General features: G+C 73.0%; 20 protein-coding genes. 14 read left to right on the top strand and 6 right to left on the bottom strand.

Annotated features, from left to right (window positions below; genetic code table 11):
- Nucleotides 1-489: 489 nt before the first annotated feature.
- Nucleotides 490-810 (top strand): hypothetical protein, encoded by a 321-nt coding sequence (locus LX15_RS29050; protein WP_253673867.1) that lies wholly within the window; start codon nucleotides 490-492, stop codon nucleotides 808-810.
- 199 nt (nucleotides 811-1,009) lie between these two features.
- Here LX15_RS29050 and LX15_RS29055 read toward each other — a convergent pair whose 3' ends face one another.
- On the bottom strand, nucleotides 1,010-1,600 hold the full coding sequence (locus LX15_RS29055) for an RNA polymerase sigma factor (protein WP_253673869.1): 591 nt from the start codon (nucleotides 1,598-1,600) through the stop codon (nucleotides 1,010-1,012).
- Between the two features lie 68 nt (nucleotides 1,601-1,668).
- Between LX15_RS29055 and LX15_RS29060 the strand changes: the two genes are divergently transcribed.
- Nucleotides 1,669-1,947, top strand: coding sequence for a YciI family protein (locus tag LX15_RS29060; protein ID WP_253673871.1), 279 nt, complete (start codon nucleotides 1,669-1,671; stop codon nucleotides 1,945-1,947).
- Between the two features lie 110 nt (nucleotides 1,948-2,057).
- Here LX15_RS29060 and LX15_RS29065 read toward each other — a convergent pair whose 3' ends face one another.
- Nucleotides 2,058-2,582: an RNA polymerase sigma factor gene (locus LX15_RS29065; RefSeq protein ID WP_253673873.1), complete on the bottom strand. Its 525-nt coding sequence runs from the start codon at nucleotides 2,580-2,582 to the stop codon at nucleotides 2,058-2,060.
- Nucleotides 2,583-2,777: 195 nt separating this feature from the next.
- Nucleotides 2,778-3,713 (bottom strand): aldo/keto reductase, encoded by a 936-nt coding sequence (locus LX15_RS29070; RefSeq protein ID WP_253673875.1) that lies wholly within the window; start codon nucleotides 3,711-3,713, stop codon nucleotides 2,778-2,780.
- A 192-nt stretch (nucleotides 3,714-3,905) separates the two neighbouring features.
- On the opposite strand from LX15_RS29070, the gene LX15_RS29075 reads away from it, so the two are divergent.
- The 6 genes from LX15_RS29075 to LX15_RS29100 all read left to right on the top strand — a co-directional run bounded on the left by LX15_RS29075 (nucleotide 3,906) and on the right by LX15_RS29100 (nucleotide 9,100).
- Nucleotides 3,906-4,715, top strand: a complete 810-nt coding sequence (locus LX15_RS29075) for an HAD family hydrolase (protein ID WP_253673877.1) — start codon at nucleotides 3,906-3,908, stop codon at nucleotides 4,713-4,715.
- A 32-nt stretch (nucleotides 4,716-4,747) separates the two neighbouring features.
- The gene (locus LX15_RS29080) at nucleotides 4,748-5,086 is read left to right on the top strand and encodes a S1 domain-containing protein (RefSeq protein WP_253673879.1); all 339 of its coding nucleotides are present in this window, start codon (nucleotides 4,748-4,750) and stop codon (nucleotides 5,084-5,086) included.
- A gap of 292 nt (nucleotides 5,087-5,378) precedes the next feature.
- A complete protein-coding gene (gene fbaA / locus LX15_RS29085; RefSeq protein ID WP_253673881.1) occupies nucleotides 5,379-6,413 on the top strand; it encodes a class II fructose-bisphosphate aldolase in 1,035 nt (344 codons plus the stop codon).
- A 394-nt stretch (nucleotides 6,414-6,807) separates the two neighbouring features.
- Nucleotides 6,808-7,224, top strand: a complete 417-nt coding sequence (locus tag LX15_RS29090; protein ID WP_253673889.1) for a DUF3151 domain-containing protein — start codon at nucleotides 6,808-6,810, stop codon at nucleotides 7,222-7,224.
- A gap of 21 nt (nucleotides 7,225-7,245) precedes the next feature.
- Entirely contained in the window at nucleotides 7,246-7,866 is a 621-nt protein-coding gene (locus LX15_RS29095; protein WP_253673891.1) for an SRPBCC family protein, read from the top strand.
- Between the two features lie 148 nt (nucleotides 7,867-8,014).
- A complete protein-coding gene (locus tag LX15_RS29100) occupies nucleotides 8,015-9,100 on the top strand; it encodes an FUSC family protein (RefSeq protein WP_253673894.1) in 1,086 nt (361 codons plus the stop codon).
- Nucleotides 9,101-9,596: 496 nt separating this feature from the next.
- Here the strand turns inward: LX15_RS29100 and LX15_RS29105 are convergent, their stop codons facing one another.
- The 3 genes from LX15_RS29105 to LX15_RS29115 all read right to left on the bottom strand — a co-directional run bounded on the left by LX15_RS29105 (nucleotide 9,597) and on the right by LX15_RS29115 (nucleotide 11,313).
- Entirely contained in the window at nucleotides 9,597-9,854 is a 258-nt protein-coding gene (locus LX15_RS29105) for a hypothetical protein (RefSeq protein WP_253673896.1), read from the bottom strand.
- Nucleotides 9,848-10,486 (bottom strand): HNH endonuclease family protein, encoded by a 639-nt coding sequence (locus tag LX15_RS29110; protein WP_253673898.1) that lies wholly within the window; start codon nucleotides 10,484-10,486, stop codon nucleotides 9,848-9,850. The genes LX15_RS29105 and LX15_RS29110 overlap by 7 nt, the downstream gene beginning before the upstream one ends.
- Before the next feature lie 140 nt (nucleotides 10,487-10,626).
- On the bottom strand, nucleotides 10,627-11,313 hold the full coding sequence (locus LX15_RS29115) for a hypothetical protein (RefSeq protein ID WP_253673900.1): 687 nt from the start codon (nucleotides 11,311-11,313) through the stop codon (nucleotides 10,627-10,629).
- Nucleotides 11,314-11,375: 62 nt separating this feature from the next.
- Here LX15_RS29115 and LX15_RS29120 point away from each other — a divergent pair, with 62 nt between their 5' ends.
- The 6 genes from LX15_RS29120 (at nucleotide 11,376) to LX15_RS29145 (ending at nucleotide 17,770) form a co-directional block, all read left to right on the top strand.
- On the top strand, nucleotides 11,376-12,662 hold the full coding sequence (locus tag LX15_RS29120) for an adenylosuccinate synthase (protein ID WP_253673903.1): 1,287 nt from the start codon (nucleotides 11,376-11,378) through the stop codon (nucleotides 12,660-12,662).
- Nucleotides 12,663-13,110: 448 nt separating this feature from the next.
- Nucleotides 13,111-13,995: an ABC transporter permease gene (locus LX15_RS29125; RefSeq protein WP_372502809.1), complete on the top strand. Its 885-nt coding sequence runs from the start codon at nucleotides 13,111-13,113 to the stop codon at nucleotides 13,993-13,995.
- A gap of 53 nt (nucleotides 13,996-14,048) precedes the next feature.
- Nucleotides 14,049-14,936 (top strand): ABC transporter ATP-binding protein, encoded by an 888-nt coding sequence (locus LX15_RS33870; RefSeq protein WP_443729327.1) that lies wholly within the window; start codon nucleotides 14,049-14,051, stop codon nucleotides 14,934-14,936.
- Entirely contained in the window at nucleotides 14,923-15,966 is a 1,044-nt protein-coding gene (locus tag LX15_RS29135; RefSeq protein ID WP_253673905.1) for an ABC transporter substrate-binding protein, read from the top strand. The genes LX15_RS33870 and LX15_RS29135 overlap by 14 nt, the downstream gene beginning before the upstream one ends.
- Nucleotides 15,967-16,010: 44 nt before the next feature.
- The gene (locus tag LX15_RS29140; RefSeq protein ID WP_253673907.1) at nucleotides 16,011-17,153 is read left to right on the top strand and encodes an LLM class flavin-dependent oxidoreductase; all 1,143 of its coding nucleotides are present in this window, start codon (nucleotides 16,011-16,013) and stop codon (nucleotides 17,151-17,153) included.
- Entirely contained in the window at nucleotides 17,150-17,770 is a 621-nt protein-coding gene (locus LX15_RS29145) for an NADPH-dependent FMN reductase (RefSeq protein WP_253673917.1), read from the top strand. The genes LX15_RS29140 and LX15_RS29145 overlap by 4 nt, the downstream gene beginning before the upstream one ends.
- Nucleotides 17,771-17,785: the final 15 nt, after the last annotated feature.

Below are 17,785 nucleotides of genomic sequence, written 5' to 3' on the forward strand. Positions count from 1 at the left end.
GCCTATCCGTCCAACACGGAGCGTCCAAGAGCATCACGCTCCGCTGTGGATAACTTCGGGGGATGTGGATAACTCGGCCAGGACTGTCACACCGAGCTGGAACAATCCAGCCGGAGGAAACCGTGCTGTGCCGCGCCTCACCAGCGCCGACGCACCGCCGACCCCGACAGCCGCCCGACGACACATCTCTGTGGCGCAGTGACACAGAGGCGTACCGGCGCAGTGACGTAGCGACACAGTGACGTAGCGGTGCAGTGACGTAGCGGCGCGGCGAGACAGCGGCGCGGCAGCCAGGACTGACCAGGGCCAGCGGCCAGGACCGACCACGGTGGACACACCACCCTGCCCTCCAGGGCGACTCCACCCCGAAGAACAAGCCCTGGACAACCCCCACCCGCACGCTCCCGGTACCACCCCTCCCACCCCGTATGCACCCGTGAGGTGGACCCGTCGAGATGCGCTTCCCGGGATGTCTGGTCTGCTGGACGCATGGAACCGAACTCGACGCTGCTGCCCGAGGAGCTCCTGGAGGAGGCGCGTCGGCTGGCCGACCGCTACCAGGAGCTGGCCGAGGTCGACCCCGACGACCCGCGTGTGGAGCAGCTCGCCCGCGACCACGCCGCGCACATCGTGGCGTTGGAGAACGCGCTTCCCGAGGCCCATGGCGACGAGGAGCTGGAAGAGGAGGAGATCTCGTCCGAGGACGAGGAGGAGTGGCTGGAGGACCAGACGCCCGCGCAGACCCGCGCCGTCCAGCTCGCCATCGAGTACGCGACCCAGGCCCTGGAGGCCCAGGACCGCGGCCGTTGACCTGACCGGGCCGCCGCCCCCAGCCGCCCCCGGCCGACACCGGTCGACTCGGTCGCCCCAGTCGGCTCCGCCGACCCCGGCCGGCTCCGCCGACGCGGACCAGGTCAGCCGGCGCGGCCGGCTCGGTCGCCTCAACCGGATCCAGCGCAGCCCCAACGAGTCCGAGTCTCAGTGGAGGCTCCACGAGTCTCAGCGGGACTCAGTTGTTCGCGGTCATGATCCGCTGCAACGCGTCGAGCGCGCGGCTCGCCGTCGACTTCACCGTCCCCCGGCTGATCCCGGTGGCCTCGGCGATCTCGGCCTCCGACAGCCCGCCGTAGTAGCGCAGGACCAGGACCTCCCGCTGGCGCGGGGGGAGCTTGCCCAGCGCCGCCACCACCGCCTGGTGCTCCGCCGTGAGCATGGCCAGCGACTCCGCCGAGCGGGCGGTCGTGGTGTGCGGCGGGGTGTACTCGCGCGCGGTCTTGCGCCGCCGGAGCACCGAGCGGCTGCCGTTGACCACCGCCGTGCGCAGGTAGCCGACGGCCGCCGCCGCGTCCCGCAGGCTCGACCAGTGCCGGTGCAGCCCGGTGAACGCCTCCTGCACCACGTCCTCGGCGGTCGCCGCGTCGTCGACGAGCAGCACCGCCAGCCGGACCAGGCGCATCCGGTGCTGCCGGTACAGGTCCTCCAGCGTCAGCGGCCCGGACGGCTGGGCCGGTGAGGCGTCCAACGTCCGCAGATGCCCGAGCGTGCGTTCGACCGCGCGCTCGACCCCCTGATCCGCACTGTGCCAACCAACCCCGCCCACGGTTCCGACGGTACCGGTACGGTCAGGACGCCCGGTGAGCCCCGCCCGCAGCCGTCCCGGAGGTGGACATGCCCCACTTCGTCGTCGAGCTCGTCTACGGCCCCGACCGCGAGCGACTCGAGGAGGTGCGGCCCGAGCACCGCGAGTACTCCCGGCGGTTGGCGGACCAGGGCGTGCTCCTCGCCGGCGGACCGTGGGCGGACGACACCGGCGCGGTGCTCGTCTACTCCGTCACGGACGCCGACGAGCTGCGGCGCGTGCTCGACGACGACCCCTACACGCCGGCCGGGGTCATCGAGAAGCGGACCATCCGGGAGTGGACGCCGCGCACCGGTAGCTGGCTGTGACGCCGGCCGAGCGCGCGCCGGTCGTCGGGTCTCCCCCGGGCCCGCTGACCCGTTGGTCCTGACCCGTTGGTCGCCTGTCCGCCCACCCGCCTGACCTCGTCCGACCCTGCCTAACCCGTTGTCGCGCGCCGCAACGCGGTCCGCGCGCGGTACACCTGGCTGCCCACCGCGCCCCTGGTGAGCCCGGTCCGCGCGGCGATCTCCGGGTTGGGCAGGTTCTCCTCGAACTTCAGCCGCCAGACCAGCCTGGCCTGTTCGGGGAGGGCGGCGAAGGCCGCGCGCAGCCGCGCCAGCAGGTCGGCGGCGGCCACCTGGAGCGCGGGGTCGAGCGCCCACGTCGTGGGCGCGTCCCCGCCGGGCGGCTCCGACAGCAGGTCCCAGTCCGGGCGCTCCCTGCCGATCTGGAGGCACACCCGCCGGGTGATCGTGGCCAGCCAGGCCAGCGCGGCCCCGGTGTCCCTGAGCTGCGCGGCCTTCCGCCACGCCAGCAGCGAGGCGCGTTGCACGGCGTCCTCGGCGTCGTGCGCGTCGCCGAGCATCGACCGGGCGATCGCGAGCATCTGCGCCCGGTGCGTGACGAGCAGCCGTTCGACGAGCGCCACGCCGCCGGCCTGCTGTGGTCCTGCGTCCGCCACGTGTTCTCCCCGTGCTTCCCCCAACGCGCAGGGTGACCGCCATCGTGCCCGTCCAAACCGACCGTCCGGGCTGTTTCCGCCGGCGGGTTCCACCGATGCGTGGACACGCGGCGGCACGGCGGACCGACCGTCAGCCGGCCGGACCGCCGTGCCGGGGCGGGTGTCGGCCCCGCCGGGGTCCTGGGGCGACCCGGCTCAGCGGTCGGACGCCGCCGTCAACCGGTCCAGCTCGTCCTGGTCGAGCTTCAGGTCGGCCATCGGGAGCAGGTCGGCGAGCTGCTCGGTCGTGCGCGCGCTGGCGATCGGCGCGGTGACCGTCGGCTGGGCGGCCAGCCACGCCAACGCGACCGCCGACACCGTGGTGCCGCGCTTCGCGGCCAGCTCGTCCAGCGCGGCGAGGACCCGCACGCCCCGCTCGTCGAGGTACCGGGACGCGCCGCCGGCCCGTGCGCTGTCCACAGTGGACCCCGGTCGGTACTTGCCGGTCAGGAACCCGGACGCCAGGGCGTAGTAGGGGAAGACGGCGAGCCCGTGGTCGGCCGCCACGCCGGCGAGCCCCGACTCGTACCCCTCCCGGTCCATCAGGTTGTACTCGGGCTGGAGCGCGACGAACGGGGCGAAGCCCTCCCGTCGCTGGATCTCCCTGGCCAGGGACAGGCGCTCCGGGGTGTAGTTGGAGGCGGCCAGGTACCGCGCCTTGCCCTCGCGGACGAGGGCGTCGAACGCGCCGAGCGCCTCCTCCATCGGGGTGTCCGGGTCGTCGCCGTGCGCGTAGAGGAGGTCGATGTGGTCGACGCCCAGCCGGCGCAGCGACTCCTCGACCGCCGTGCGGATCGTCGCCGGGGCCAGGCCGGCCAGGCGGGGAAGGCGGCCGCACTTGGTCGCGATCACCATGTCGTCCCGGTTGCCCCTGGCCGCGAGCCAGCGGCCGATGATCGTCTCCGACTCGCCGCCGGAGTTGCCGGGTGCCCAGTACGAGTAGGCGTCGGCGGTGTCCACGAAGTTGCCGCCGGCCGCGCTGTAGGCGTCCAGGACGGCGAAGGAGGTCTCCTGGTCGCTGGTCCACCCGAACACGTTGCCGCCCAGGCAGAGCGGGAAGACGTCGAGGTCCGTCGCGTTGAGAGTCACCACGGCCGCAACCTAGCCCGGTGTTGGCGGGCGGTCGACGAAGAAGTCCTGGATCAGGTGAGGTTTCGTGGGCGGTTCGTGACGTTCTGGTGAGCGTTCTCCCGAAAATCTCCCCCTGACAAGGACGAACATCACCCAGCGGATGGGCTGACAGACACCATGATCGACACTGGGCGTCGTGCGAGGATCGGGGCCGTGAACACGCAGCGCCCGCCTCGACTCGTCGCCACCGACCTGGACGGGACGCTGCTCCGCAGCGACGGCACGGTCTCCGCGCGCACCCGCGCCGCCCTCTCGGCGGCGGCGGCCGGCGGGGCCGAGATCGTGTTCGTCACCGCGCGCCCGCCCCGCGCCATCGCGCACATCGCCGAGCAGGTCGGCCACCTCGGCACCGCGATCTGCGTGAACGGAGCGGTGACCTACGAGCTGGCCAGGGAACGCATCGTCGGCACCCGGCCGGTGGCCCTGGACGCCGCGACCAGGATGGCCGAGACGTTGGCCGCCCGGCTCCCCGGCGTGGGCTTCGCCGTCGAGACGGGCATCCGCGTGATCGCCGCGACCGGCTTCGGCCCCCGCTGGGACCACGACCACCGGCACGTCGTCGTGCCGACCGTCTCCGACGTGCTGCGGCTGGCCGAGTCGATCGCGAAGCTGTTCGTCTGGTCGGCCGACCACCACGCCGACCCGCTGCTGGAGCTGGCCAGGGCGGCCGCCGCCGAGCACGGCGAGTGCACCCACTCCGGCGGCTCCGGGCTCGTCGAGATCAGCGCCGTCGGGGTCAGCAAGGCCAGCACCCTGGCCGCCTACTGCGCGGCGAGGGGCATCGCGCCCGACGAGGTGGTGGCCTTCGGCGACATGCCCAACGACCTGGACGTGCTCGGCTGGGCCGGCGCCGCCTACGCCATGGCCAACGCGCACCCCGCCGTGCTCGCGGCCACCCCCCGGCGCGCCGGAACCAACGACGACGACGGTGTGGCGCGCGTCCTGGAGCGCCTGTTCGCCTGACCTGCGGATCTTCCCGTGGGGATGATGGGAGGATGCCGGGGATCGAGGAGTGGGAGCGGCTGCGGTCGACGCTGCGGCTGGGACAGTGGCTGAGCGGGAGCGTGGTCCGGCCGCCGGCCTTCGTGGGCGGTGTCTTCGTCGACCTCGGCCTGCCGGTGGCCGGGTTCGTCGACGTCGCGCTGCTGCCGTCCGACCAGGGGCGGTGGCCCGGCGACGGCGAGGTGCTCGACTTCGAGATCTGGTCGATGGACGAGCGACCGCAGATCAGGCTCAAGCCGCTGAAGCGCGAGTTCCTGTGCGAGGACTTCGAGGCCTACGTCGAGCGGAACGGGTGGCCCGCCGGGCATCCCGGCGCCGCCACCGGCGGCTGACGCGCGTCGGTGGGAGCGCGCGGGAGACCGGAGGCGGCCGGGTGGGGCGGCGCGAATCGTGGCGTTCCTCTCGGGATGACCACTGCTCTCCGCTCGCTGCCGTTCTGGGCGCGTGTGGCGGTGTCCACCGCCCCCGCAGGTGCCTTCGATTCAGCGTTCGATTCAGCCGGTCGGAGGAGGAAAACGCGTTCGCCCGAAGGTCCGGTTCGCCGGGTTCGCCGCGGTGCCTCCCGCCAACCCCGGGGCTCGTAGGATGCGGGCAAACGGCAGGGCTCGCCAAGGAGGACGACCGATGCCCATCGCGACCCCCGAGGTCTACGCGGAGATGCTGGACCGGGCCAAGGCGAACGGCTTCGCCTACCCGGCGATCAACGTGACCTCGTCGGAGACGCTCAACGCCGCGCTCCGCGGTTTCGCCGAGGCCGAGAGCGACGGGATCATCCAGGTCTCCACCGGCGGCGCCGAGTTCCTCTCCGGCACCAAGGTGAAGGACATGGTCACCGGCGCGGTGTCGCTCGCGGAGTTCGCGCACGTGGTGGCCGCCAAGTACCCGGTCAACATCGCGCTGCACACCGACCACTGTCCGAAGGACAAGCTGGACGGCTTCGTCCGCCCGCTGGTGGCCATCAGCAAGGAGCGCGTGGCCAAGGGCGGCAACCCGCTGTTCCAGTCCCACATGTGGGACGGCTCGGCGGTGCCGCTGGACGAGAACCTGGAGATCGCGGCCGAGCTGCTCGCCGAGTGCGCCGCCGCCAAGATCATCCTGGAGATCGAGGTCGGCGTGGTCGGCGGCGAGGAGGACGGCGTCGCCAACGAGATCAACGAGAAGCTGTACACCACGCCGGAGGACTACCTGAAGACGGTGGACGCCCTCGGTGTCGGCGAGAAGGGCCGCTACCTGCTCGCCGCGACCTTCGGCAACGTGCACGGCGTCTACAAGCCGGGCAACGTCAAGCTGCGCCCGGAGATCCTGCGCCAGGGCCAGGAGGTCGTGGCGGAGCGGCTGGGCCTCCCCGCCGGCTCCAAGCCGTTCGACCTGGTCTTCCACGGTGGCTCCGGCTCGCTGCTGGAGGAGATCCACGAGGCCGTCTCCTACGGCGTGATCAAGATGAACATCGACACCGACACGCAGTACGCGTTCACGCGGCCGATCGCCGGCCACATGTTCGCCAACTACGACGGTGTCCTGAAGGTGGACGGCGAGGTCGGCAACAAGAAGGCCTACGACCCGCGCAGCTACCTCAAGCAGGCCGAGCAGTCCATGGCCGCGCGCGTGGCCAAGGCCTGCGAGGACCTCAAGTCGGCCGGTCGGATGATCGCCGGCTGAGTCGTCGCGCCCGACGGTCGGGTCCGAGGGGCCGCGCTGGCGCCCTCGGACCCGACCGCCGGGGCCGGGCGGCCCGACCGGGGCGCCGTCCGGAGCCAACCAGGAGGGTGGTTTCTCCACCGCTCACCGACATCACCGGATGGAGCGGTGTCGCCGTCGACCGGGCGAACGCCGGGAGAGCGCGGGGATGCCGGACCGGGTCCGGGATGGGAACGTGGTCGCCATGCGGAACGGGCCGGCCGGCGGGGGTGAGCCCGACGGCGACCCCTGGGTGCCGCGCGCGGGCCGCAGCGCCCACGCGGGTGACACCGTGGCCGGTGAGTCGGGTGACCTTCGCACCGGGAATCCTGGCTGGGAATCCGCGTGAGCGCTCGGGGTGCGGCACGATGGGCGCATGACGCTCCACGGCAACCTGTTGGGCCCCGAACCCACCCTGCTCCCGGAGAACGACGAGCCGCGCGCCGCGCTCGAGGCCGGTCGGCCGCCGGCCGACGTCGCCAGGGCCCACCCCGAGTACAGCGCGGCGTGGGCCACGCTCGCCGAGGAAGCGCTGGCCGCCGGCGACCCGGTCGCCGCCTACGCCTACGCCCGCACCGGATACCACCGCGGTCTCGACCAGCTCCGCAGGGCCGGATGGAAGGGCCACGGCCCCGTCCCGTGGTCGCACGAGCCGAACCAGGGGTTCCTGCGCGCGCTCGCCGCCCTGGCCAGGGCGGCCGGCGAGATCGGCGAGACCGCCGAGCACGAGCGCTGCCGCCAGTTCCTCGCGGACAGCGACCCGGCGGCGCCCGCCGCCACCGGTCTCGCCTGAACGGTGGCGAAGGGGCGACGCATGGCTGAGTCGACCCGGTCCCGAGCACATCACTACCGCTTCGAGACCCGATGGCTGGTGCCCGGCGCCGTCGCCGAGGTCGCCGACGTCCTGTTCGACCCGGAGGACCTGGTCCGGTGGTGGCCGGCGGTGTACCTGCGGGTGCGGCAGGTCGCCCCGGCCGGCGAGGACGGGGTCGGCGCGCGGTTCGACCTGCACACGACCGGTTGGCTGCCCTACACCCTGCGCTGGCACATGCACGTCACCCGGCACACCCCGAGCAGCTCGGTGTTCACCGCGACCGGCGACCTCGCCGGCCGGGGCGAGTTCCGCCTGTCGCAACGGGGGCCGCTGGTGGAGGTGCTGTTCGACTGGCGGGTGCGGGCGAACAAGCCGTTGTTGCGATGGTTCTCCCCGGCCCTGCGGCCCGTGTTCGCGGCCAACCACCGGTGGGCGATGGCGCAGGGAGAACGCAGTCTCCGGGTGGAGCTGCTCCGCAGGCGCGCGACGACCGCGGCGGAGGCCGCGGAGGTGCCTCCGCCGCCCCGGCGCACCGCGGCAGGGCCGTTGCCCGTCGTGGGGACGCTGGCGGTGCTCGGCGGCGGAGCGCTGGTGCTCACCAGGGCCCTGCGGCGTCACTGACCACCAGGGTCGCCGCCGCACGCGACCTCGACACCGCACCGCCGCCGACGACGGTGCGGTGTCGAGGCGCGTGTCGCGTTCGCGACAAAGCTGTCGTTGTGGCGACGACGGGCGCGGCAGGGACGGGAGAATCGGCACCGTGGATGGAGTGCGCGAAGAGGTCCGCCGCCGGCTGCGCCGACTGGCGCGCACCGCGCTCCCCATCCTCCAGTGCGCGATCGCCGCCGGACTGGCGTGGGTCGTGGCCAAGGACCTGGTCGGGCACGCGCGTCCCTTCTTCGCGCCCATCGCCGGGGTCGTCGTGCTGGGCGTCTCGCTGGGCCAGCGCCTGCGGCGGGTGGTCGAGCTGGTGGTCGGCGTGAGCGTCGGCATCGGCGTCGGCGACCTGCTGATCTCGATGATCGGCTCGGGGCCGTGGCAGATCGCGCTCGTGGTCGCCCTGGCCATGAGCACCGCCGTCCTGCTCGACAGCGGCACGGTCATCGCGTTGCAGTCCGGCTCGTCGGCCGTCCTCGTGGCGACACTGCTGCCACCGGGCGACTCCGCCGGCGTCAACCGGATGGTCGACGCGTTGATCGGCGGCCTCATCGGGCTCGGCGTCGCCGCCCTGATCCCGGCCAACCCGATCACGGTGGCGCACCGCCAGGGACGGGCGGTGTTCGGCGAGCTGGCGCTCGCGTTGCGCGGCGCGGCGTCGGCGGTCGAGGACCGCGACCCGGCGCGGGCCGCGGCGGCGTTGACGCGCGCCAGGGGGAGCCAGAAGGCGTTGGAGGACTTCCGGGCCGCGTTGGAGACGGGCAGCGAGATCGCCACCATCGCGCCGATCCGCTGGCGGCGCAGGAGCGAGCTGGAGCACTACCGCTCGGCGGCGGCCCCGATCGACTACGCGATGCGCAACACCCGGGTCCTCCTGCGCCGGACCATCGCCGCGTTGCGGGACGGGGAGTCGGTGCCGGAGCGCCTGCCGGAGGTGCTGCGGGCGCTGGCCGACGCGACCGAGCGCCTGCGCGACGAGCTGGCGAGGGGCGACGAGCCCGTGCACGCGCGGCGGGTGGCGTTGGAGGCCGGGCGGGCGGCGACGGCCGACCTGCTGACCGACGGCGGGTTCTCCATGCGGGTGGTGGTGGCGCAGCTCCGGTCGATCGTGGTCGACCTGTTGCAGGCGACCGGGGTGGGCCGCGAGGACGCCAGCGCCGCGCTCCCCGCGATGGGAGCCCGGCGCCCGGAGAAGTGAGGCGTCGTTTCCCCGCCGTTCCTCTGCGTATTCCTGGGGTCCGCGTCCCCTCGGGTTGATCTGATCTTGGTTCGTCGGATGTGGAGCGCAGGGATGTTGAACTCGCGTTGGTGGCGCACGTGTGTCGGGGGCTTGGCGCGGCCTTGCTCTGGCCTTGCTCTGGCCTTGTGTTGTGGCGCCGAGCGGTAGCCGCTTTCACCAAGCTCTCTTGACGGAGTTCAACCCTCCCTTATCCCAAGCTCCTGGCGCCCTCGCAACTCGGAAGGCGAATTCATCCACAGACAAGAAGCCGCACCCCTGGTTGGGGGACAGCTTCTTCTGAGTTATCCACAGGCTTTCACGGGCTCGTTGTCCGCTTTCCCCGTCGTCGTTAGGCTGGAGCGGGGCTCGCCCCCCGGGATGGGTGGGGGCTGTCCTGAGGGGTGGGCGAAGGGGACGGGAAAGGCCGCCGGCGCGGCGGGGAACGCGGCGCCAGCGGCCTTCGTGGTCCTCGGCCTCAGCCCTGGGGGCGGTGCAGGACGCCCAGCAGTGACTGGTGGAGCGCGGCGTGGTCCCTGGGGTCGTGCAGGCGGACGTCCGCGGCGCTCAGCCGGTACCACTCGTCCGCGCCCGCGTAGCGGACCTCCACCGTCACCGCGCCGGCCCGGTCGCACCGGGTGCGGAGCTCCAGGTCGCCCGTGATCACCCCGACCTCGTCGGTCATCACACCGCCGGGGGCCGCCGTGAACTTCGAACTCAGTTCGTTGGTCAGCACCGCCCCAGCATGTCGGACAACGCGGCCTTCTCGCTGGACGTGATGGTCAGCGCGTACTGGTGCTTCACGTGGACCCACATCTTCGCGTAGGTGCACCAGTACGACTGGAGCGGCGGCTTCCACTGGTCCGGCGACTGGTCGCCCTTGGCCTGGTTGACGTTGTCGGTCACCGCGATGAGCTGCGGGTTGGTCAGGTCGTTGGCGAACTGCCTGCGCTTCTCGGTCGTCCAGGTCGCCGCGCCCGAGCGCCAGGCGTTGGCCAGGGGCACCACGTGGTCGATGTCGACGTCGGACGGCGAGTGCCAGGTCGCCCCGTCGTAGGGGCTGTGCCAGCTCCCCGAGGTGGCGTAGCACCTCGCGTCGGTGACGACGTTCTCGCCGTCCCGCCTGAGCACGGTCTCGCGGGTGTTGCAGGTGCCCGAGATGGTGATCCAGTGCGGGAACTTGTCGCGCGAGTACCCGGTCATCGAGCCCGGCGCGGCCACCCGTAACGCGGCCAGCTCGCTCAGGGCGGTCGACTTGCTCGGGATGTTCGGCGGGGTGGCCGTGGCCGGCGCGGCCCAGCCCACGGTCGCGATGAGGGTGAGTGCCAGACCCACCAGCAGGGTGCGGAGTAACCGTCCGACGGACATCCGGACCTCCAGTGTGTGATCGATCTCGCGGTGGTGCGATGACCGTCACTCACTGGAGTGGATGTTGCAAGACCTTCGTGTGACTTCGGCGCGGCCGAATGCTGAACCGTGCGTTGTCGACCAAGGCGGACGGGTGGCCGTCAGGCCAGCCCCCGCACCAGCCGCAGGTCCTCGGTGTGCCGGTACCAGGTCCACTTGTCCATCGGGCGGGGGTGCGGCACGCCGTCCTTCACCACCTTGGTGGCCACGAAGCTGCCGATCTGCACCGCGCGTCCCTGGGTGCTGGTCACCCGCTTCCCCAGGAGCCCCCGGCGCACCACGCGCACGACGAGCCCGGGACCACCGGCTGGGTCGGGGGACACCTCCAGCCTGGAGGCGCCACCGCGCAGCACCCGTTCGTCGTCGCAGTAGGCCACACCCTGGAGTGGGCCGAGCACGCCCAGCCCGACGAGCACCCCGCCGACGTCGTCCCGGATCAGCGGCACCGGCTCGGGCTCGCCGCCCATGGCCACCTCCGTCGCCCGGTCCGGGCGGGTCGGCAGCCCCCACAGCTCCGCCACCGCCGACTCCGGGTCGGTCGGCAGGAACCCGACCACGACCTCGCCCAGTCGGTCGGCGCGCAGCAGCCGGAGGGCGACCGCCGCCAGGTCCGCGTCGTCGCCGAGCACCAGCAACCGCCGGCCGGCCAGCTCCCGGAGCACCGGGTCGACGTCGTTCTTGCCGGGCGTGGCGGGGACCTCCCGAACCTCCAGGTCACTACGCTCGGTCAGGCTTGCCCACTGTCCGTGTTGTGACGCGTTTCCGCAGGACAGTGCGACGGCATCCATCATCAGCTCCTGGTTTACGCTCAAGCACCGGCATTGCTCGTCGAGTCGAGTGGGAGTCTCACATGCCGGCAATCGTCCTGATCGGCGCCCAGTGGGGCGACGAGGGCAAAGGCAAGGCCACCGACCTGCTCGGCGAGCGGGTCCAGTGGGTGGTCCGGTACCAGGGTGGCAACAACGCCGGCCACACCGTGGTGCTGCCCGACGGGCAGGACTTCGCCCTGCACCTCATCCCGTCCGGCATCCTCACCCCGGGCGTGACCAACGTGATCGGCAACGGCGTCGTGGTCGACCCCGGCGTGCTGCTGGACGAGCTGGCCGGGCTGGAGGCGCGGGGTGTGGACACCTCGCGGCTGCTCATCTCGGCCGACGCGCACCTGATCATGCCCTACCACGTGGCCATCGATAAGGTCACCGAGCGGTACCTGGGCAAGGCCAAGATCGGCACCACCGGCCGCGGCATCGGCCCGTGCTACCAGGACAAGGTGGCCAGGGTCGGCGTGCGCGTGCAGGACCTGCTGGACGAGAAGATCCTCCGGCAGAAGGTGGAGGCGGCCCTCGCCTTCAAGAACCAGGTCCTGGTCAAGGTCTACAACCGCAGGGCGCTGGACCCCGACCAGGTGGTCGACTCCGTGCTGGAGCAGGGCGAGCGGTTCCGGCACCGCATCGCCGACACCCGCCTGCTGCTCAACCAGGCCCTCGACCGCGGCGAGACCGTGCTGCTGGAGGGCTCGCAGGGCACCCTGCTGGACGTCGACCACGGCACCTACCCGTTCGTCACGTCGTCCAACCCGACCTCCGGCGGCGCGGCCATCGGCGCGGGGCTGGGGCCGACCCGCATCACGACGGTGCTGGGCATCCTCAAGGCGTACACGACCCGCGTCGGCTCCGGCCCGTTCCCCAGCGAGCTGCACGACGAGATGGGCGAGCGGCTGCGCAAGACCGGCGGTGAGTTCGGCGTGACCACCGGCCGCTCCCGGCGCACCGGCTGGTTCGACTCCGTGATCGCCCGCTACGCGTCCCGGGTCAACGGCATCACCGACTACTTCCTCACCAAGCTGGACGTGCTGTCCGGCCTGGAGCGCATCCCGGTCTGCGTCGCCTACGAGGTCGACGGCAAGCGGGTCGACGAGATGCCGATGACGCAGACCGACGTGCACCACGCCAAGCCGATCTACGAGGAGCTGCCCGGCTGGTGGGAGGACATCACCCACTGCCGCTCCTTCGAGGAGCTGCCGGCGAACGCCAGAGCCTACGTCGAGCGCCTGGAGGAGCTTTCCGGCGCCCGCATGTCCGCGATCGGCGTCGGCCCCGGTCGCGAGCAGACGATCGTCCGGCACCAGTTCGCCTGACCCGAACCGTTCCCGACCGACCCGGCCTCCCCGGTCGGACGCGCTCCGCGTCCGACCGGGGAGGCCGGCGGCGTCTCGGGCTCCAGAACCCGCGCCGCGAGGGCCGTGAAGCGCCGGCACAGCGAACACGCGGGCGAATCGCCCCATCTCCACCCGGCCCCTTGTTCCGGCTCGTGGGAAACGAAAGACGTTTGTTGACAGCGGACGGGGTCGCCGAGACGATCGATCCCGTGACCGGACGCAACGTCCTCATCGCGCGGCTGCACGTCGATCTGCGACGGCAGGCCAGCGCCATCTGTCGCGCCCGCTGATTCTTCTCTCGCCGGCGACCCGCGTCGCCTTCGCCCCGCCCTCGGCGTCCCCGGGTGAGGGGGGCCGCCCGCGCATTCCGCCGGAAATTCCTCTCCTTTTCCTTTTCTTCCGAACAACCGACTCGCGGGGAGAATTCGTGTCTCTCTCGACGGCGGGCGCCCTCGCGCGCCCGGGAACCACCGCGTCCACGACAGCGACGTCCACGACAGCGACGTCCACGACAGCGCCACCCGGCGGCGGCTCGGCCCGACGCCGCGTCCGGGCGCGGCTGCCAGCGCCGCGTCGCTGGATCAGCCCGCTCGTCCTGGTCGTGGCCTGGCAGGCCGCCAGCGCGGCCGGCGTCCTGCCCCCGGACAGGCTGGCCGCGCCGCTGACCGTGCTGCGCTCGGCCGTCGACCTCGCCGCCTCCGGCGAGCTGACCGACGCGTTCGCCGTGTCGATCAGCCGGGTGGCGGTCGGCTTCACGCTCGGGGCGGCCGTCGGCGTCCTGCTCGGCGCCGTGGCCGGCCTGTCCCGTTGGGGCGAGGCGCTGGTCGACCCGCCGGTGCAGATGCTGCGGACGTTGCCCTTCCTCGGGTTGATCCCGTTGTTCATCCTGTGGTTCGGCATCGGGGAGGCGCCCAAGATCGCCCTGGTCGCGCTCGGCGTCGCCTTCCCGCTCTACCTCAACGTCCACGCCGGCATCCGCGGCGCGGACGGACGCCTGCTGGAGGCGGCCGAGGTGCTCGGCTTCACCCGCTGGGAGCGGCTGCGGCACGTGGTCGCGCCGGCCGCCGTGCCCCAGGGGCTGGTCGGGCTGCGGCAGGGGCTCGCCGCCGCCTGGCTGTCGCTGATCATCGGCGAGCAGGTCAACGCCGACGCCGGCCTCGGCTTCCTGATCAACAACGCGCGGGACTTCCTGCGCACCGACGTCATCGTCGTCGGCCTGCTGGTCTACGCGGCGCTCGGGCTGCTGACCGACGCGGTGGTGCGCCTGGTGGAGAGGAGGGTTCTCCGGTGGCGGACCACGACACGAGGGTGAGCGCGTACGCCGCGCGCCTGAGTGGCGTGCGGAAGACCTTCGGCGGCCGGCAGGTGTTGGCCGGGATCGACCTGACCATCGCCCGCGGCGAGTTCGTCGCGTTGCTGGGCCGCAGCGGCTCCGGCAAGTCGACCCTGTTGCGCCTGCTCGCCGGCCTCGACACCCCGGACGAGCACCCCAGCGACAGCGCGCGAGCCAACGACAGCGCGCGAGCCAACGACAGCGCGCCCACCAGCGCCAGCGCGCCGACCACCACCGCCGAGCCGACCGGAGCCGGCGTCGAGGGCGGCCAGCCAGACGGCTCGGGCACCGTCGCCTCGGACGCGGCCGACGAACGCGAGCGCTCCACGGCCGGCGTCGAGGACGCCGGCGACGCCGCGGACCGCCAGCCCGTGGCCACGACCACGGCCCGCCCGCCGGTGGACGTGCCCGGACGCGTGTCCGTGGCGTTCCAGGACCCACGGCTGCTGCCGTGGCGCCGGGTGGGGCACAACGTGCGGCTGGGCCTGCGCCGACCCGACGCCGACGAGGTCGCCGAGCGGACGCTCGCCGAGGTGGGGCTGGCCGGACACCGCGACGCGTGGCCGCTCACGCTCTCCGGCGGCGAGGCGCAGCGGGTGTCCCTGGCCAGGGCGCTGGTCAGGGAACCGGACCTGCTGCTGCTCGACGAGCCGTTCGGCGCGCTGGACGCGTTGACCCGACTGGCCATGCACCGCCTCGTGCTGGAGCTGTGGCGTCGCCACGAGCCCGCGGTGCTGTTGGTGACGCACGACGTCGACGAGGCATTGACGCTCGCCGACCGCGTGCTGGTGCTGGCCGACGGTCGGATCGCGGCGGAACACCCGGTTCCGCTCGCGCGGCCACGCCGGCGGGCCGACCTGGCCGAGTTGCGCGCGCGAGTCCTCGACCACCTGGGGGTGAGCGCGCATGCGGTCGCGTAGGAGCGGCGGTCGTCGTGGTCGGGTACGTGGCGGTGGAGTGGTCCTCGCCCTGCTCGGCGTGCTGCTGTCCGCCTGCGGAAGCGGCGCGCCGCGCGGTGAGCGGGCGCCCGTGCCGTCCTTGGTGGATGACACGGCGCTCGCCCAGGTCGTCCTGCGAGTGGGCGACCAGAAGGGCGGGGCGAAGTCCATGCTGGCAGCGGCGGGGCTGTTGGACAACGTCCCTTACCGGATCGAGTGGTCGACCTTCGTGGCCGGACCCCCGCTGCTGGAGGCGGCCTCCGCCGGCGCGGTCGACATCGGCGGGGTGGGCAACACTCCACCGCTGTTCGCCGCGGCCGCCAACGCGAAGGTCTCGGTCGTGTCGGCGGCTCGGGGTGATCTCACCGGGGACGCCATCCTCGTCCCGGCGGACTCGCCCGCGCGTGACCTCGGCGCGCTCCGCGGCCGCACCATCGCCGTCGCCAAGGGCAGCTCCGCGCACGGTGTCCTGTTGTCCGCCCTGCGGAACGCCGGGCTCTCCCCGTCCGACGTCACCATCGCCTACCTCGCCCCCGCCGAGGCGTACGCGGCGTTCAGCCAACGACGCGTGGACGCCTGGGCGATCTGGGAGCCCTACACGTCGCAGGCGTTGCGGGAGACCAGCGCCCGCGTGCTCGTCGACGGCGGTTCCGGGCTGACGAACGGACTGAGCTTCCAGGTGGCCAGCCGCGCGGCGCTGGCCGACCCCGGCAGGAACACGGCCATCCGCGACTACCTGATCCGGCTGGCGAAGGCGATGGCGTGGGCCGACACGCACCGCGAGCAGCGGGCGGCCGTCTGGTCCCAGGAGACCGGGTTGCCCGTCGAGGTGACCAGGGCGGCGGTGGAGCGCGGCGGAGACCTGGTCGTGCCGCTCGACCAGTCCGTCGTCGACTCCGAGCAGCGACTGGCCGACGCCTTCGCGGAGGCGCGTCTGCTGCCGTCGCGGATCAGGTTCGCCGACCACGTGGACGCCCGACACGACCAGGACGTCCTCGCCGCCGCCAAGTGATCCCCCGTGACTCCCCTCCCCACCATCGCACCGAGGAGACACCCGTGAACGTCGTGCTGCACTGGTTCCTGCCGACGGCCGGCGACGGCCGCACCGTCCTGGACCGCTTCCACGCCTCCGCCGAGGCCGGCGCGTCCGCGCTGCGCGAGCCGGACATCGACTACCTGGCGCAGGTCGCCCGGGCCGCGGAGGGCCTCGGCTTCACCGGGGTGCTGACCCCGACCGGCACCTGGTGCGAGGACGCGTGGCTGACCACGGCGGCGCTGGTCCGCGAGACGGAGCGGCTGCGGTTCCTGGTCGCGTTCCGACCGGGGGTGCTCTCGCCCACCCTGGCGGCCCAGATGGCCGCGACCTACCAGCGGCTCTCCCGGGGACGCCTCCTGCTCAACGTGGTCACCGGAGGGGACGCCGTGGAGCAGCGCCGCTTCGGCGACTGGCTCGACCACGACCAGCGCTACGCCCGCACCGACGAGTTCCTGGCCGTCGTGCGGCAGGTGTGGGCGGGAAGCCCGGTCGAGTTCGCCGGTGAGCACTACCGGGTCAGCGGCGCGACGCTGCTCGCCCCGCCGGACCCGGTGCCGCCGCTGTACTTCGGGGGCTCGTCCGCGGCGGCATTGCCCGTCGCGGCCAGGCGGGCCGACGTCTACCTGACCTGGGGCGAGCCGCCCCACCTGGTCCGGGAGAAGATCGACAGCGTTCGCCGGCTCGCCGAGGCAGAGGGCCGCACCCTCCGGTTCGGCATCCGGCTGCACGTCATCACCAGGGACAGCGCGGACGAGGCGTGGGCCGAGGCGGGCCGGCTGCTGGACGCCCTCGACCCGGCGGCGGTGGCCCGCGCCCAGCAGCAGCTCGCGGCGAGCGAGTCCGTGGGGCAGCAACGGATGCTGGCCCTGCACGAGGGCTACCGCCGGCACGGCGGGCGGGACGCGCTGGAGATCGCCCCGAACCTGTGGGCGGGGATCGGGCTCGTCCGCGGCGGCGCGGGCACCGCCCTCGTCGGCAGCCACGAGGAGGTCGCCGACCGCATCGAGGAGTACCACGCGCTCGGCATCGACGAGTTCGTCCTCAGCGGCTACCCGCACCTGGAGGAGGCGTACTGGTTCGGCGAGGGGGTGCGGCCCGTCCTGGCCCGTCGCGGCCTGCTCGCCGACGCCCCGGCCACGCCCGCCCTGCGGGCGACGGCGTGAGTCCCCGGCAGGGACGGTGGCCGCTCGCCGTGGCGGTGCTGGTGGGCGACCCGCGCCCGCGGTCCCGCGTGCACCGCGCGGCGCTCGGCGTGCGGGACGTCCTGACCGCCGCGTTGGTCGCCGCGGAGCGCCCGGCGGTCGCCGGTCAGGTGGTCGACGCCGTCGACCTGGCCCCGGTGCTGTTCGACCCCGCCGGCGCGCGGGTGGTCACCGACGAGCTGGAGTCGTTGGCGTTGGCGGACGTGTTGGTGATCGCGTCGCCGACGCTGCGGGCGACCTACAGCGGCCTGCTCAAGGCGCTGCTGGACCACGCCCCGCCCGGCCTGCTCGCGTCGGTCGTCGCGGTTCCGCTGATGGTCGCCGCCTCGCCGCGGCACGCCATGGCGGTCGACCTGCACCTGCGCCCCCTGCTCACCGAGCTGGGCGCGAGCGTTCCCGGGCGCGGACTCGCGCTCGTGGAGTCCGATGTGGACACCGGAGCCCACAGGGCCGCGGTGCACCGGTGGCTGACCGGGGTCGTTCCCGACCTGGTGGGGCTGTTGGACGCCCGTCGGCGACTCGGGGAGCGCTACGAGGCAGGGAGGACGGTGCGGACCGCGCGTCCCGCCTACGAGTAGCGCGCACGCGAAGGG

The organism is Streptoalloteichus tenebrarius (assembly GCF_024171885.1).
Lineage (GTDB): Bacteria > Actinomycetota > Actinomycetes > Mycobacteriales > Pseudonocardiaceae > Streptoalloteichus > Streptoalloteichus tenebrarius.

Excerpts from the sequence above, each read along its gene's own strand:
- LX15_RS29050 (WP_253673867.1), top strand. The coding sequence starts at position 490 with ATGGAACCGAACTCGACGCTGCTGCCCGAGGAGCTCCTGGAGGAGGCG.
- LX15_RS29060 (WP_253673871.1), top strand. The coding sequence starts at position 1,669 with ATGCCCCACTTCGTCGTCGAGCTCGTCTACGGCCCCGACCGCGAGCGA.
- LX15_RS29080 (WP_253673879.1), top strand. The coding sequence starts at position 4,748 with ATGCCGGGGATCGAGGAGTGGGAGCGGCTGCGGTCGACGCTGCGGCTG.
- fbaA (WP_253673881.1), top strand. The coding sequence starts at position 5,379 with ATGCCCATCGCGACCCCCGAGGTCTACGCGGAGATGCTGGACCGGGCC.
- LX15_RS29090 (WP_253673889.1), top strand. The coding sequence starts at position 6,808 with ATGACGCTCCACGGCAACCTGTTGGGCCCCGAACCCACCCTGCTCCCG.
- LX15_RS29095 (WP_253673891.1), top strand. The coding sequence starts at position 7,246 with ATGGCTGAGTCGACCCGGTCCCGAGCACATCACTACCGCTTCGAGACC.
- LX15_RS29110 (WP_253673898.1), bottom strand. The coding sequence starts at position 10,486 with ATGTCCGTCGGACGGTTACTCCGCACCCTGCTGGTGGGTCTGGCACTC.
- LX15_RS29115 (WP_253673900.1), bottom strand. The coding sequence starts at position 11,313 with ATGGATGCCGTCGCACTGTCCTGCGGAAACGCGTCACAACACGGACAG.
- LX15_RS29120 (WP_253673903.1), top strand. The coding sequence starts at position 11,376 with ATGCCGGCAATCGTCCTGATCGGCGCCCAGTGGGGCGACGAGGGCAAA.
- LX15_RS29135 (WP_253673905.1), top strand. The coding sequence starts at position 14,923 with ATGCGGTCGCGTAGGAGCGGCGGTCGTCGTGGTCGGGTACGTGGCGGT.